General features: G+C 68.3%; 11 protein-coding genes. 8 read left to right on the top strand and 3 right to left on the bottom strand.

The genetic code is table 11. The annotated features are described in order from the left end of the window. Positions 1-88 precede the first annotated feature (88 nt). The 5 genes from GGC47_RS02280 (at position 89) to GGC47_RS02260 (ending at position 4,758) form a co-directional block, all read left to right on the top strand. Entirely contained in the window at positions 89-1,234 is a 1,146-nt protein-coding gene (locus GGC47_RS02280; RefSeq protein ID WP_038361314.1) for an ABC transporter permease, read from the top strand. A 2-nt stretch (positions 1,235-1,236) separates the two neighbouring features. Beyond that, positions 1,237-2,091 carry an ABC transporter ATP-binding protein gene (locus GGC47_RS02275; RefSeq protein ID WP_142020255.1) on the top strand — a complete coding sequence of 285 codons (855 nt, stop codon included), beginning with the start codon at positions 1,237-1,239 and terminating at the stop codon, positions 2,089-2,091. A 3-nt stretch (positions 2,092-2,094) separates the two neighbouring features. Beyond that, a complete protein-coding gene (locus GGC47_RS02270) occupies positions 2,095-3,237 on the top strand; it encodes an MlaD family protein (protein WP_142020256.1) in 1,143 nt (380 codons plus the stop codon). Positions 3,238-3,240: 3 nt separating this feature from the next. Beyond that, positions 3,241-3,840 (top strand): ABC-type transport auxiliary lipoprotein family protein, encoded by a 600-nt coding sequence (locus GGC47_RS02265; protein WP_142020257.1) that lies wholly within the window; start codon positions 3,241-3,243, stop codon positions 3,838-3,840. Positions 3,841-4,044: 204 nt separating this feature from the next. Then, positions 4,045-4,758: a DNA helicase gene (locus GGC47_RS02260; RefSeq protein WP_429067085.1), complete on the top strand. Its 714-nt coding sequence runs from the start codon at positions 4,045-4,047 to the stop codon at positions 4,756-4,758. Positions 4,759-4,833: 75 nt separating this feature from the next. Here the strand turns inward: GGC47_RS02260 and GGC47_RS02255 are convergent, their stop codons facing one another. Further along, the gene (locus tag GGC47_RS02255) at positions 4,834-10,860 is read right to left on the bottom strand and encodes an apolipoprotein A-IV repeat region-like domain-containing protein (RefSeq protein ID WP_142020258.1); all 6,027 of its coding nucleotides are present in this window, start codon (positions 10,858-10,860) and stop codon (positions 4,834-4,836) included. A gap of 259 nt (positions 10,861-11,119) precedes the next feature. On the opposite strand from GGC47_RS02255, the gene GGC47_RS02250 reads away from it, so the two are divergent. The 3 genes from GGC47_RS02250 to GGC47_RS02240 all read left to right on the top strand — a co-directional run bounded on the left by GGC47_RS02250 (position 11,120) and on the right by GGC47_RS02240 (position 12,436). After that, entirely contained in the window at positions 11,120-11,458 is a 339-nt protein-coding gene (locus tag GGC47_RS02250) for an Hpt domain-containing protein (RefSeq protein WP_142020259.1), read from the top strand. A 106-nt stretch (positions 11,459-11,564) separates the two neighbouring features. Then, a complete protein-coding gene (locus GGC47_RS02245; RefSeq protein ID WP_038361320.1) occupies positions 11,565-11,885 on the top strand; it encodes a 2Fe-2S iron-sulfur cluster-binding protein in 321 nt (106 codons plus the stop codon). Positions 11,886-12,007: 122 nt separating this feature from the next. Further along, positions 12,008-12,436 carry a universal stress protein gene (locus tag GGC47_RS02240; protein WP_038361322.1) on the top strand — a complete coding sequence of 143 codons (429 nt, stop codon included), beginning with the start codon at positions 12,008-12,010 and terminating at the stop codon, positions 12,434-12,436. Positions 12,437-12,472: 36 nt separating this feature from the next. On the opposite strand, the gene GGC47_RS02235 is transcribed toward GGC47_RS02240, so the two are convergent. Beyond that, complete coding sequence (locus tag GGC47_RS02235) at positions 12,473-13,075, bottom strand: hypothetical protein (RefSeq protein WP_142020260.1); 603 nt, start codon at positions 13,073-13,075, stop codon at positions 12,473-12,475. 55 nt (positions 13,076-13,130) lie between these two features. Further along, on the bottom strand, positions 13,131-14,306 hold the full coding sequence (locus GGC47_RS02230; protein WP_112763388.1) for a vWA domain-containing protein: 1,176 nt from the start codon (positions 14,304-14,306) through the stop codon (positions 13,131-13,133). Between the last annotated feature and the right edge of the window lie 25 nt (positions 14,307-14,331).

Here is a 14,331-nt window from a genome sequence, read left to right as displayed (position 1 = left end):
AATACAAGGCAAAGGGGTGGATTCCGACGCTGAGCGACGCCGAAACGGCAGGAGTGCCGCTCGGCCGGGTGAGGGACATCACGGGCATATGCCGAGCGTTGACACCGCCGAGCCTCAGGCGATTTTCCGCGATGATGCCGGAACGCTCGCAGTCGCGCTGGCCGGGTCCTGGAGCGCGGACCGGGCGCCGCGGCTGGAGAAGCTGATCGGCGAGATCGCCGGACGCATGCCGCAAGCGGCGCATGCGCGCCTCGACCTGTCGGACGTGACCCGGCTCGACACGCTCGGCGCCTATGTCCTGAACCGCCTGAAATCGAGGCAGGAGCGGCAGGGCGCCTCCGTCGAGATCGTCAGCCGCAGGCCCGAGCACGGCATCCTGCTCGCCGAGGTCAAGGTCCATGACGAGGACGTGCCGCTGCATCCGGACCATTTCAGCGTGGTCAGCGTGCTCGCCAATGTCGGCGAGGCCATCATCCGTTTCGGCCGCGACATGGTCGGCGGCGCCATGTTCCTCGGCGAGGTGGTGGTCGGCTCGGTCGCCGTGCTGCTCGGGCCGCGCAAGTTCCGCGGCCCCTCGCTGGTCAATCAGGTCGAGCTGATCGCCTTCAACGGCGCGCCGATCATCATGCTGATCTCCTTCCTCGTCGGCTGCATCGTCGCGCAGCAGGGCATCTTCCAGCTCCAGCAGTTCGGCGCGACGGCCTTCGTCGTGAACCTGACGGGCATCCTCATCCTGCGCGAGCTTTCGGTGCTCCTGACCTCGATCATGATCGCCGGCCGCTCGGGCTCGGCCTTCACTGCCGAGATCGGCTCGATGAAGATGCGCGAGGAGATCGACGCGCTGCGCGTGATGGGGCTTGATCCGATCGAGGTGCTGGTGGTGCCGCGCATCCTGGCGCTGGTGATCTCGCTGCCGATCCTGACCTTCATCTCATCGATGGCGGGCCTGACCGGCGCGGGTCTCGTCGCCTGGCTCTATGGCGGCATCGGCGTCGATACCTTCCTCGCGCGGCTGCAATCGGTCATCACCTGGAAGCATTTCGCCGTGGGCCTGATCAAGGCGCCTTTCATGGCCTTCGTCATCGGGCTCATCGCCTCGATCGAGGGGCTGGCGGTGAAGGGCTCGGCGGAATCGCTGGGCCGACAGGTCACGGCCTCGGTGGTCAAGGCGATCTTCATGGTCATCGTCGTCGACGGGCTTTTCGCCATGTTCTTCGCCTCGATCGAGTTCTGACGATGGGCGAGCACGAGATCTCCCGCGTGGTGGCCGCCCGGCGCGGAAATGAGGGCGAACCCGGTCGGCGGGGCGAGCCGGAGGCCGTCATCCGGGTGCGCGACCTCAAGGTCGCCTTCGGTGACAAGGTCATCATGGATGGTCTCAACCTGGACGTGATGCGCGGCGAGATCCTCGGTTTCGTCGGCGGTTCCGGCCAGGGCAAATCGGTGCTGACCCGGACGATCCTCGGCCTGGTGCGCAAGCAACGCGGCACCATCGAGGTCTTCGGCGAGAACGTCGACAAGCTCAACGCGTCGCAGCGCCGCGTGCTGGAGCGTCGCTTCGGCGTGATGTTCCAGCAGGGCGCCCTGTTCTCGGCCCTGACCGTCAAGCAGAACATCCAGGTCCCGATGCGGGAATATCTCAAGCTCTCGCCGGACCTGCTCGACGAGCTGGCCATGGTGAAGCTCGATCTCGTCGGCCTCCCGCCCGATGCGGCGGACAAGGTGCCATCCGAGCTCTCGGGCGGCATGATCAAGCGCGCCGCGCTCGCTCGCGCACTCGCGCTCGATCCCGAGATCGTCTTCCTCGACGAGCCGACCTCCGGCCTCGACCCGATCGGCGCGGCCGAGTTCGACGATCTCATCATGACGCTGAAGCAGACGCTCGGCCTCACCGTCTTCATGGTGACCCACGATCTCGACAGTCTATATGATGCCTGCGACCGAATCGCTGCGCTGGCGGACAAGAAGGTGATTGCGGTCGGAACGCTGGAGACGATGCTGGAATCCGACCATCCCTGGCTGAAGGCCTATTTCGGCGGTGAGCGCGCCACGGCCCGGCAACAATCCGGGAAACGAGAGCGGAACGGCTAGTCCATGGAATCGCGCGCGAACTACGCTCTCGTCGGCCTTTTTACCCTCGCGGTGCTCGCTGCGGCCTTCGGCTTCGTCTACTGGTTCAACAGCGGCGGCGCCGGGCGCAAGGACAACATCCGCGTGATCTTCACCGGATCGGTCACGGGCCTCGGGCGCGGCTCGAGCGTGCTGTTCAACGGTTTGCGCGTCGGCGAGGTGACGAGCATCGAGCTTCAGCCCGATGATCCGCGCCGGATCTACGCCGTCATCCAGGTTGCCGCGACCACGCCCATCCGGGAAGACACGCGCGCGCGCATCGAAGCTCAGGGGCTTGCGGGCGTCGTCGCGCTCCAGCTCATCGGCGGCGCGCCCGACGCGCCGGTCCTGAAGGCCAAGCCCGGCGAGCCGATGGCGACGATCATCGCCGAACGTTCGGAACTGCAGGACATCATCGAGACCGTTCGCAACGTCGCCCAGCGCGCGGACGGTGTCCTGACCTCGCTGGACGGCCTGATCAAGCAGAACCGCGAGCCGATCAACAACACGGTCCGCAATGTCGAGAAATTCTCGGAGGCGCTCGGCAAGAACTCCGACGGGCTCGACAAGCTGATGGCCGGCTTCGGCAACATCGCCGACACCATCCAGCCGCTGTCGCAGAAGCTGCAATCGCTCAGCGAGGAGTTGACCGGCGTCGTTCAATCCGTGGACCGGAAGAAGGTCGCGAGCATCGTCGACAATGTCGACAAGTTCACCGGCGCGCTCGGCGGCTCCAGCGAGGATGCCGGCAAGGCGGTGAAGGATGTCGCCTCGATCACCGCGAAGCTCAATCGCGCGGCCGATCAGGTCGAGGGCGTGCTGAAGGGGGCACAGGCCTTCCTGAACACGGCTTCGGGCCCCGATGGCCGCAGCGCGCTGAACGAGGTCGCCGACGCCGCGAAGTCGATCCGCGTGCTGGCCGACAATCTCGACGCGCGCACGGCGGAGATCACGGTCGGAATCAACCGCTTCACCGGTTCGGGGTTGCGCAATGTCGATTCCACGGTCTCGGAGGCCAAACGCGTGCTGACGGAACTCAATCGCACGCTCCGGAATTTCGAACGTAACCCGCAGCAACTCATCTTCGGCGGCAAGCCGCCGCTCCCGCAATACAACGGATCGCGCTAGCCGATGACGATCGAGGCTCCCCAGACCGCCATGGCCCGCCGCTGCCTGAGCGTGCTGGCGCTCTCCGCCGGGCTCGCCCTGGCAGGGTGCGGCGGCGGCCAGACGCCGACGACCTTCGACCTGACGGCCCCGAGCGGCTTCGGGCGCGTCGGCGGCTCGCATGCCACGATGGTGGTCGCGCGGCCGACCGCCGTGCAGGCGCTGGATTCGGACCGGGTCATCGTCAAGGATTCGGGCGGCGCGCTCTCCTTCCTTGGCGGGGCGCAATGGGCCGATCAGGTGCCGGCGCTGGTGCAGACCCGGCTGATCCAGACCTTCGAGAACGCCAGCCGCATCGGCTCGGTCTCCGCGCCGGGGCAGGGCATTACGCCGACCGTCCAGCTCGTGACCGATATCCGCAGCTTCAACATCGACGCGGCGTCGGGTTCGGCCGTCGTCGAGATCACCGCCAAGATCGTCGGCGACACGAGCGGCCGAATCCAGCGCGCGAAGCTGTTCTCGGCGCGTGTTCCGGCCGCGGCGGTGGATGGGCCGGGCGCGGCGCAAGCCCTCGACCGCGCCCTGTCGCAGGTGCTGGTCGACATCGTCCGCTGGGCGCGCTGAGACAGCCTTTCGGCTGAGGAGGCCAACGCGGGCGATTTCCGCGAGAGGCGAATCCGGCTAGCTTCCGATTTCCGGCTTGGCCCGAGCCGCCCCCCTCCAGCGGGGAAGCATCTGCATGCGGGGTTCCTTGCCGCTTCGACCGACTGTTCGGGCATCACGCATGAGGAGGGATTGCGCTACCTGCTCGCAATAGGAGGTTTCCGCATGAAGCTCTTGGTGCCGATCCATCAATTGAAACGCAAGGCCAGGCTCCTGCATCGCCAGGAGCAAATCCCGCTCCATGCCGCGCTCGACCGCATTGCCGCGGCGGAAGGCTATCGCAGCTGGGGACTGCTCGCCGCCAAGCAACCAGCCACGAGCGCCGCCACGGCACTCTGCCGGCAACTGGAGCCCGGCGATCTGGCGCTGGTTGCGGGGCGCCCCGGCCAGGGAAAGACGCTGCTGAGCCTCGCGCTGGCCGCCGAGGCGGCCCGGGCCGGGCGCCGCAGCGCCTTCTTCTCCCTGGAATATACTCCCGGGGGCGTGCTCGAACGCCTGCAAGCGCTTGGCTTTGCGGGCCACGAGCTCGACGGCTTTTTCGATCTCGACTGTTCCGACGCGATCAGTGCCGACTACGTCATCGGGGCTCTGGCGGCGGCGCCCGTCGGCATGCTCGCCGTGATCGATTATCTGCAATTGCTCGATCAGCGCCGCGACACCCCGGAGCTGTCGCGGCAGGTGAGGGAGCTGAAGCGCTTTGCCCGCGAACGCGGGGTGATCTTCGTTCTCATCTCGCAGATCGACCGCGCCTATGACCCTGCCGCGAAGCCGTTTCCCGAGATGGCGGATATTCGGTTGCCCAATCCACTTGATCTCGGGCTCTTCGACAAGATGTGCTTCCTGAACGGTGGCGAGGTCCGTTTCCAAGCCGCAGCCTGAATTCCAGCGAGCGTCCAAAAAGAGAAGGCCGCCCTTTCGGGCGGCCTTTTTTGATTTGGCGGGGAGGGCAGGCGCTTATTCGAAGCGCCCGCTGGCATGGGCCAGCATGGTGTAGACCTTGCCCGTCTCCGAGGTGAGGTAGGTCTTCGCCACCATCGAGTCCCGGTCGTCCTTGGACGCTTCGCCGAGCAGCCGCTCGAACTCGTCGATGTAGCGATCGACCGTCTCGCGGAACTCCATGTCGCGCCGATACTTGCGGCGGATCTCGTCGAAGGTCTGCTGGCCCTGCAGGGTGTAGAGCCGGCGGGTGAAGACGTTGCGCTCGCCGCGCTTGTAGCGGTCCCACAGCTCGACGGCCGCGTCATGGTCGATCATCCGCGCGATGTCGACGGAGAGCGAATCGAGCTTCTCGATCGAATGCGTCGTCGGCTTGCTCACCTCCGGCGCCTTGTCGTCGCGGGAGGCGCGGACCAGCAGGTCCGAGAGCCAGCCGGACTTGGCCGGCTGCTGCGGTTCGGGCGCGCGGCGCGGCGCCTCCTGAACCGGCGCGGGGCGCGGCGCAGGCTTGGCCTCGACGCGGCTCTCGGCCCGGGCAGGCGGCGCGCTGGGCGTCGGTTCCGGCGCGGCGTCGAGCGACGGGCGCAGCGCAGGGCCTTCAGCCGCTGGAGGCTTGGGCTGCGCCGGAGCCGTATAGACCGGGGCCGGCTGGGCCGCGGCCGGAGCGGAAACCACAGGGGCGGCGGCTCGGCGCGGCGGGGCCTGCTCGATCGGCAGCGAGACGTCGCCGCGCCGGCCGGAGCGGGTCACGATCTCGGTGAGATCGTTCAGCGCCTTGATCTGCTCGGCAACGACCCGGCGCATCGCCGAGGCCGATTCCTGCGTCTCCTGCGGCAGCTCGAGGACGCCGCGCTTCAGCTCGGCGCGGGTGGTTTCCAGCTCGCGCTGGATGTCGACCGTGACGCCGCGCATGTCCTGCGCCGCCTTCTGGAAGCGGTCGGTTACCTTCGAGAGCTCGCCGTCGATCTCGGTCGTGACCTGGGCATAGGCCGCGCGCAGCGCCTCGGCCGTCCGCTCGCGTTCCTTGCCGGTCGCGGAACGGATCGTCTCGAACTGCTGAGCGATGGCGCTGGTCGTCGCCTCGGCCGAGTCGGAGAGCACGGCGCCGATCTGGCGCGCGCGCGCCTCGGCGGTGCCGAGCGACTCGTCGATCAGCGAGGCGAAGGAGCGGGTGATCGCCTCGACATCCTCGGTGCGGCCGCTGATCAGAGCGTGCAGCTCCTCCAGCGAATCGCGCCGCTCGGCGAGCGCCTTGCCGACGCGGGCCTCGACCTGCTCGAGCCGGCCGACCACGGCGTTGAGCGCCGCGCTGCTGGCCTGGGTGACCTCGCCGAGCGAGGCGCCCTTGTCGTCGAGCTTGGCGACGAGGGCGGTCGTCTCGCGCAGCGTGCCTTCGGAGTAGTCCTTGAGGTCGGCGATCTGCGCGGTGACCTGCTGCGAGGCGCGGTTGGCCTCTTCCATCACCGTGCTGATCACGGTCTGCAACTCGCCGACGCGGGTCGACAGGCTGTTCTCGACGGCGGCCAGGTTCTTGTTCGCGCCGTTGACGATCTGCTGCATCAGCTTGTTGGCCTCGCCGAGGCGACCCAGCATGCCGCCCAGCTCGTCGCGCAACTGCTCATTGGTGCCGACCAGCGCGTCGATCGACTGGCGCGAGCCGGATTCGAGCGTCTCGCGCAGCGCATTGGACGATGTCTCGATCGCATTGGAGATCGCCGCGCCACGGTCGCGCAGACCTGCGACGAAGGCATTGCCGCGGTGCTCCAGCGCCCGCACCACCGTCTCGCCGGCGGCGGTGAAGGCGGCGGCCAGAGCCTGGCCACGCTCGTCGAGCGCTTCGACCATGCCGCTGCCCTTGGCATCGAAGAGGGCGCGCAGCGCCGCGGTCCGCTCGTCGAGCGCGCCGGAGATGGCCTCGCCCTGGCGGCCGAGCGCCTCGACGACATCGCCGCCCTTGCCCTCGAAGAGGACACGCAGCTGCTCGCTGCGCTGGTCGAGCGCGTTGGAGATGGCGTCGCCCCGGCGTCCGAGCGCGGCGACGATGCCGAGCCCGCGATCGTCGAACAGCGTCCGGAGCTGCTCGGCACGTTCGTTGAGCGCGGCGGCGATCGCCTCGCTCTGCTCCGTCAGCGTGGAAACCACGCCGTTGCCGTTATGCTCGAAGAGGGCGCGCAGTTCCTGCGCACGCTCGCTGAGCAAGGCGGCGATGAACTCCGAACGGCCCTGCAGGGTCGACGCGATCTCCTCGCCGCGCGTGTCGAGCGTCTGCGACACGGTGTCGAGCCGGCCCACCACGCGCTCCTCGAAGCGCGCCACGCTCTGGTCGAGCGTATCGGCGATCTGCAGCGCGCGGCCGCCGAGCGTGGCGTTGATCGTGTCGGCCTTGTCGCTGAGGGTGCGGGTGAGCGACTCGCTCTTGGAGGTGACGACCTCGCCGATCTCGTCCGCCTTGGCGGCCAGGGCGCGGGTGACCTCGCGTCCGCCTTCCGCCAGCACGCGGGCGATGTCGACCGTGCGCTCGACCAGCGCCTCGTTGAGGGCGGTGGCGCGCGAGCCGAGGCTGCCGTCGATGCGGGCGATCAGGCTGTCGAGCGCGCCGGCGATCTCGGCGCTCTTGGCGCCGGAACGCTCCTCGAACAGCTTGATCTGGCCCTCCATGGAATCCGCCGCCTCGCGGGTGCGCTCGGCGAGGAGGCTGGCCGCCTCCAGGGCGCGGGTGCCGACCTTGTCGGCCAGCGAGACGCCGTCCTGCGAGATCAGCTTCTCGACCTGCGCGATGCCGGTGTTGAGCGCCTCGGTGAGCTCGCGCGCATCGCCCGAGATCTTGGCCGTGAGCGAGCCGCCCTGATGGACGATGAGATCCTCGAAGGCGTTGAGGCGCGCGGCGAGGTTCTCCTCGACCTCGCGGCCCTGGCTGTCGAAGAGATGCGAGAGCGAGGCGAGGCGCATGCCGATCGCCGTCTCCATCTCGTGCCCGCGCTCGTCGAAGAGGCGGTTGAGCGCGTCATGGCGGCTGGCCAGCGCGTCGGCCAGCGCCTGGGCGCGGCCTTCGACGGAGCGCAGCATCGAGTCGGCGCTGGCCGCGAGGGCCTCGCCGACGCGTCCGTTCTGGTCGGTCAGCGCCAGGACGAGCTCGTTGCCGCGCTCGTCGAAGAGCTTGGTCAGCGCGTCGTGGCGGGTCGCCAGCGCCTCGGTCAGCGCCTGCGCGCGGTCCTCGACCGAGCGCAGCATCGACTGGGCGTTGGCGGAGAGCGCCTCGTTGACGCGCCCGCCCTGCTGGGTGAGGGCGAGCACGATCTCGCGGCCGGTGCCGGCGAGCATGGTGCGCGCATCCTCGGCGTGGACGGTGAAGGTGTCGCGCAGGCCCTGCGTCGCCTCGACGACACGGTCGGCGACATGGCGGCCATCGACATTGATCGTCTCGGTGAGGGTGCGGGTCGCTTCCGTCATGCGGCGCGCCAGTTCCTCGCTCTGCTCGCCGAGCAGCGTGTGGACCTCGCGGCCGGTGTCGACGAGACCGCGAACCGTCGCCTCGCGGTGCTCGCCGAGCAGCTGGCCGACCTTCTCACTGGTTTCGCTGACGCTGGCGAGGAAGCCGGTCTGCTGCTGCTCCAGCGCCACGCGCGCGCCTTCGACCGCGTCGGTGATGCGGCCGGCCAGCGCCAGCCCGCGCTCGTCCAGCTTCTGGTCGATGCTTTCGCCGGTTTCGGCGAGGCGGCTGATGAGGGCGCCGCTGCGCTCGGAGAGGATGCCGTGGACCGAGCGGCCGACATCCGCGATGCGGCTGGCGACGAGCTGGCTCTCGTTGCCGAGCAAATCCTTGATCTCGAGCCCGGCCTGCGAAACCTTCACGGTCATCGCACCCGTCTGCTCCTCGAGCAGGGCGCTGACACGCTCGCCGGTCTCCGACAGGCCGGAGATCATGCGCTCGCTTTCCTGGCCGACGATGCGGCTGACATCGTGGCCCGCCTGGGCCAGGCGGCTGACCAGGATCTCGCTCTCGTCGCGCAGGCGGGTTTCGACGGCATTGACCGCGCCGGACACGCTGGAAACCAGCGACTCGCTGCGCTCCTCGAGCAACCGCGCCACATCGGCGCCGGCACCCGAGACACGGGCGACGACGCTGTCGCTCTGCTCGCCGACGAGCTGGGCGAGATCGCGCCCCGCGCCGGAGACGCGCCCGACCAGTGCACTGGCCTGCTCGTCGAGCAGGCTATGGACGGCTTCGCCGGTCTCGTTGAGGCGCGTGACCAGTTTCCCGCCTTGCTCGTTGAAGAGGCCGTTCACCCGGTCGGCGACCTCGGTGATGCGGTGGGTCAGCGTGTCGCCATGCTTGTCGACGGCGAAGCCCAGCGTCTCGCTGGCGTCGCTGACGCGCAGGATGATCGCTTCGCCACGCTCGCGCAGCACGTCGTCGACCGACCGGACGGTTTCGTTGAGACGGCTGACCAGCGCATCGCCATGGGTGCCGATGAGGCTGTGGACGCTCTCGCCGACCTCGTTGAGGCGCGAGGTGATGGCTTCGTTCTGCCGGCTGAGCAGGCTGTTGACGCCGCGCCCGACCTCGGTGAGGCGCACCGTGACGCTCTCGCCCTCAGTGGAGAGCACGCTGCGCAGCGCCTCGCCGGATTCCGCCAGCCGCTGCTGCAGGGCCTCGCTCTGGCTCTCGATCAGCGAGACCATGCTGCGGCTGCTGACCTCGAAGCGCTCGGCCGCCTCGACGCCGCGGGCGGAGATGTCCTTGGCGAGGGTCTCGCCGGTGGTCTTCAGCGTTTCGTTGACGGTCTCGACGCGGGCGGTCAGCGTTTCCGCGACCTGCATGCCGGTCTCGCTGATCGCGCGGGTGACGTTCTGCGCCTCGTTCGTGAGGCCCTGGGTGAGGGCGACGCCGGTCTTTTCCAGCGAGCCCGCGATTTCCTTGGCACGGCCGTCGAGCATGGTCGAGAGGTTGTCGCTGGCGCCGGCGAGGCGCTCGGAGACTTCGCCCGAGGTGACCTGCAAGCGCTCGACGAGATCGTGGCTGCGGCCGCTGATCTCCTCGATCATCCGTTCGCCGGCCCGGCCGAGCGCCTGGGTGATCTGGTCGCCCTTCGTGCCGAGCGAGCCGGTGACGCGGTCGCCGGCCTGCGCGATCGCCTCGGCGATGGTGCGGCTGGCGCCGTCGAGATCCCTGGCGATGCCCTCATGCGCGCCGCTGATGGCGAGCTTGACGCGCTCGGCATTGCCGACCACGGCCTCGCGCTGCGTCACCAGCTCGTCGATGAGCGAGCGCAGGCGGATCTCGTTGTCGGCATAGGCGCGTTCCAGCGTCGAGATCTCGCCGCGGACGATGGTTTCGAGCTCGCCGGCGCGTGCGACCGCACGCTCGATGCCGTCGCCCATGGCGGCGACCTCGCGCCGGATGGTCTGGCTCAGCGACAGGACGGAATCGGCGCCGGCCACCTCCGGCTCGGCCAGGCGCAGCGCGACTTCCGTCATCGCGCGCGAAATCAGGCGCATCTCCTGCGTGCGGCGGTAGAGCGCCGCGAGGACGAAGAAGAACACCACCGGCGCGCCGATCGAGAGCGCGAGCAGGGTCCATTCGCCGATGCCGAAGGCGGCGACGGGCTCCGGCAGGCCATTGCTGAAGGAGCCGTAGCGGCCGAGCAGGACGAAGGCGGCGCCGCCCAGCCAGGCGAGCGAGGCCAGGCCGGCGAACCAGTAGGGCCTGCGCGAGGGGCGGACGGAGAAGGCCTGGACGAGCGAGCTGGAATCGCGCCGGTCGTCATTGGCGACGCGGCTCGTATCCGGGGCGATGGCGGCACGCGGCGGCGGGGCCGCCTGCTGGGGTTGCGCCGTTGCCGCCGGAGGCGCGGTGACCGGGATGGCGGCCGGCTCGACGCGCGGCATGTCCAGCTTCAGATCGCTTTCGCTGGTGATGGGCAGGCGCGGCTCGGCCTCGACCGGAGTTTCCGTCTCACCCTGCGGCTGTTCGAGGCGCAGGGCCTCCTCGATCGCCGACATCGCAGCTTCAGTGGGATCCTGGAGCTTCTTGGGTCGATTCATCGTTGCCGCCTCGCCACGCTACTGAAGATGGTCGCGAACTCATGCTCCGCCATCCGGACCGCCTCTGGCCGGATGAATGGAGACACTGCGCCCATCATTTACCAATTGGAAGGGTAGTGGAGGCCCGGAGCCTTGGAAACCCATTTGAGTGCCTGATTCACAAACGTCGTTAACGCCTCGTTCACCATCAAGGCGCTTCTTGAAAGGGGTCGATTTGCCCGTGCGGCCGGTCGATGTCACTGCGTTCACGAGTTTTACCATGTCCCAGAAGGCAATCGATACCGAGCATCTGTCCCGCCAGACCGGCGGCGACCGTGAACTCGAGCGCGAGCTGCTCACGCTCTTTGCCCAGCAATGCGCCACGCATCTGCGCACCATCCACGGCAGCGCCGATCCAAAGGCGCGCCTGGACGCGGCCCACAGCCTGAAGGGCGCTGCCCTCGCGGTGGGCGCCTGGCAGGTCGCCGAGGCGGCCGATCGGATCGAGCAGGATCTCGGTCAGGGCGACAAGCACCCCACGGAAGCCGCGATGGATGCGCTGACGCTGGCCGCCGCCGAGGCGCGCGCCGTGATCTGCCGCTGCGACTGCGCGGCCTGAGCAGGCCGCCGGCGCATCGCCGCCGTTTCGCGCGAGCTGGAAATCCTCTAAGCGAGCAAGCGTCATGCCCGCGCGAGGCCGAGCGCGGGCGCGCCGGAGACAGGACATGCCGAACATCACCTATATCGATGCCCATGGGGAGAGCCGCACCGTCGAGGGCGAGGTCGGCGCGACCGTGATGGAAACGGCGATCCGCAACGAGGTCCCCGGCATCGAGGCAGAATGCGGCGGCGCCTGCGCCTGCGCGACCTGCCATGTCTATGTCGACGAGGCCTGGATGCCGAAGGTCGGCCAGCCCGAGCCGATGGAGGAGGACATGCTGGACTTCGCTTTCGACGTCCGGCCGAACTCGCGCCTCTCCTGCCAGATCCGCATCCGCCCCGAACTCGACGGCCTCGTGGTCCGCACGCCCGAGCGGCAGGGCTAGCGAAACCGGCGCGGCGGTCGCCCGCGCCTCGTGCCGCGCCCCATGCGCGATTTGCGTTGGATCAATGCGCCGGCGCTGGCAAACTCCACAATGGTATCGCAACCAGCCTTGAGGAGTTCGCGATGTACAAGTCGATCATGGTCCCCGTCGATCTGGCCGAGGCGGAACTCGCCAGGCCGGCGATCGACGCAGCGGTCTCCTTCGCCAAGGCCTCCGGCGGTTCGGTGCGGCTGGTCTATGTCCGCTCGCTGATTCCGGTCACCTACATGGAGTTCGTGCCGAGCGATTTCGACACCGAGCAGCAGCAGGATGCCGAGGCCAAGCTCGCCGAGATCGCCGCGAAGGTCGATCTTCCGGCGGAGCAGGTTTCGGCCAAGGTGCTGATCGGCTCCGTGCATGGCGAGGTGCTGGCCGAGGCCGATGCCGGCGGCATCGACCTCATCGTCATCGGCTCGCATGAACCGGGCATGCTGGCCTATGTCATCGGCTCGAATGCCTCGGCGATCGTGCGCCGCGCCAAGTGCTCGGTGCTGGTGGTGCGCCAGGCCTGAGCCGCATTCCGGCCGCAGCGTTGCGGCGGCCGGACCTCAGGACTTCGGCTCGCGCCCCGGCACGAGATCGTCCGGCACCTCGCCGGTCGCGAGTTCGCGCGGCCGGTTGAGCGAGATCAGCGGCCAGACCTGCCAGTAGGACGCCGCCAGCAGCAGCAGCGCGAGCAGCCCCGCGCTGGTCTGGCCTTGCTGGAAGGCATGCAGCGCGAAATACGCGATCATCGCCAGCGAGAGCGCGCCGACGGCAGCGACCCCGAGCCAGATCGGTCCCGGCCGGCCACCGACGAAGCGGGCTTTTGGATTGGCGCGCGTGATCGCGGCCGCCAGCGCCGAGACGAAACGGTGATAACGGGCGTCGTCGCGATCGAGATCGGTCAGCGAACGCCAGGAGAGGTTGCCGAAGGTGACGGTCCTGCCGTCGCTGAGCCGCAGCTGGGTCTTGTAGCCTTTGGAGGAGATGTTGCCAGGGGCGAACACGTAGCGCACCTGCTCGACGGCGCTCAGCCGCAGCCGGTCGACCGCCCTGGTCCTGTCGATCTCCAGAAAGTCGCCGTCGAGCTTGTAGGCGATCTCGAAGCCGACCGGCTTCGGGCGCTGGCGCCAGCTCGGGGCGGTGTCGTCGTCAGGGTGCTCGGTCATGGGCGGCAGATAGAGCAACTATGCCCGTCAAGGGAAGCCGGCCAATCGTCTCGGCTCAGCGCGCCAGCACCTTCATCGCGCCGTCGAGGCCATCGAGCGTCAGCGGGAACATGCGCCCGCCCATCAGCCCGCCAATCTGCCGGATCGACTGGGTGTAGTTCCACAGATGCTGCTGGACCGGGTTGAGCCAGACCGATTTCGGGAACTTCGTCGTCAATCGCTCCATCCAGACCTGCCCCGCCTCCTCGTTCCAGTGCTCGACGGAACCACCGGGCATCGCGATCTCGTAAGGGCTCATCGAGGCGTCGCCGACGAAGACGAGACGGTAGTCGCCGGGATAGGTCCGCAGCACCTCCCAGGTCGGGATCTGCTGCTCGTGGCGGCGGCGGTTCTCCTTCCAGACCCGCTCATAGGGGCAGTTGTGGAAGTAGAAATGCTCGAAATGCTTGAACTCGGCCCGGGCCGCCGAGAACAGCTCCTCGGCCAGCTCGACATGCCAGTCCATCGAGCCGCCGACATCCAGGAAGAGCAGCACCTTCACGGTGTTGTGGCGCTCAGGGCGCAGCTTGACGTCGAGATAGCCGTGCCTGGCCGTCTCCGTGATCGTGTTGTCGAGGTCGAGCTCTTCGGCTGCACCCGTGCGGGCAAAGCGGCGCAGGCGCCTCAGCGCGATGCGCAGGTTGCGTACGCCGAGCTCGCGCGTGTCGTCGAAATCCTTGAAATCGCGCTTGTCCCAAACCTTCACCGCCCGGAAATTGCGGTTCTTGTCCTGGCCGATACGCACCCCTTCGGGGTTGTAGCCATAGGCGCCGTAAGGCGAGGTGCCGCCGGTGCCGATCCATTTGTTGCCGCCCTGATGGCGGCCCTTCTGCTCTTCGAGGCGCTGCTTCAGCGTCTCCCAGAGCTTGTCCCAGCCGAGAGCCTCGATCTGGGCCTTCTCTTCGTCGGTGAGGAATTTCTCGGCGAGCTTGCGGAGCCATTCCTCCGGGATGCCGGCCTGCTCGATCGCCTGCTGGAGCGTCTCCATGCCCTGGAAGACCTGGGCGAAGACCTGATCGAACCTGTCGAGATGGCGCTCGTCCTTCACCAGCGTGGCGCGGGCGAGATAATAGAACTCGTCGACGCTGTGCTCGGCGAGATCGGCCTCCACCCCTTCGAGCAGCGTCAGATATTCGCGCAAGGTCACTGGGACCTTGGCGGCGCGCAGATCGGTGAAGAGGCGAAGGAACATGCCGCTACTGTGCGGGCATGGAGCA

The sequence above is a fragment of the Allobosea sp. OAE752 genome (assembly GCF_050433265.1).
GTDB classification, from domain to species: domain Bacteria; phylum Pseudomonadota; class Alphaproteobacteria; order Rhizobiales; family Beijerinckiaceae; genus Allobosea; species Allobosea spartocytisi.
The sequence above is the reverse complement of the archived record's forward strand: the minus strand, read 5'-3'. Positions and strand labels throughout refer to the sequence as shown.

Coding starts and splice junctions, on each gene's coding strand:
- GGC47_RS02280 (WP_038361314.1), top strand. CDS start 89: ATGCCGAGCGTTGACACCGCCGAGCCTCAGGCGATTTTCCGCGATGAT.
- GGC47_RS02275 (WP_142020255.1), top strand. CDS start 1,237: ATGGGCGAGCACGAGATCTCCCGCGTGGTGGCCGCCCGGCGCGGAAAT.
- GGC47_RS02270 (WP_142020256.1), top strand. CDS start 2,095: ATGGAATCGCGCGCGAACTACGCTCTCGTCGGCCTTTTTACCCTCGCG.
- GGC47_RS02265 (WP_142020257.1), top strand. CDS start 3,241: ATGACGATCGAGGCTCCCCAGACCGCCATGGCCCGCCGCTGCCTGAGC.
- GGC47_RS02260 (WP_429067085.1), top strand. CDS start 4,045: ATGAAGCTCTTGGTGCCGATCCATCAATTGAAACGCAAGGCCAGGCTC.
- GGC47_RS02255 (WP_142020258.1), bottom strand. CDS start 10,860: ATGAATCGACCCAAGAAGCTCCAGGATCCCACTGAAGCTGCGATGTCG.
- GGC47_RS02250 (WP_142020259.1), top strand. CDS start 11,120: ATGTCCCAGAAGGCAATCGATACCGAGCATCTGTCCCGCCAGACCGGC.
- GGC47_RS02245 (WP_038361320.1), top strand. CDS start 11,565: ATGCCGAACATCACCTATATCGATGCCCATGGGGAGAGCCGCACCGTC.
- GGC47_RS02240 (WP_038361322.1), top strand. CDS start 12,008: ATGTACAAGTCGATCATGGTCCCCGTCGATCTGGCCGAGGCGGAACTC.
- GGC47_RS02235 (WP_142020260.1), bottom strand. CDS start 13,075: ATGACCGAGCACCCTGACGACGACACCGCCCCGAGCTGGCGCCAGCGC.
- GGC47_RS02230 (WP_112763388.1), bottom strand. CDS start 14,306: ATGTTCCTTCGCCTCTTCACCGATCTGCGCGCCGCCAAGGTCCCAGTG.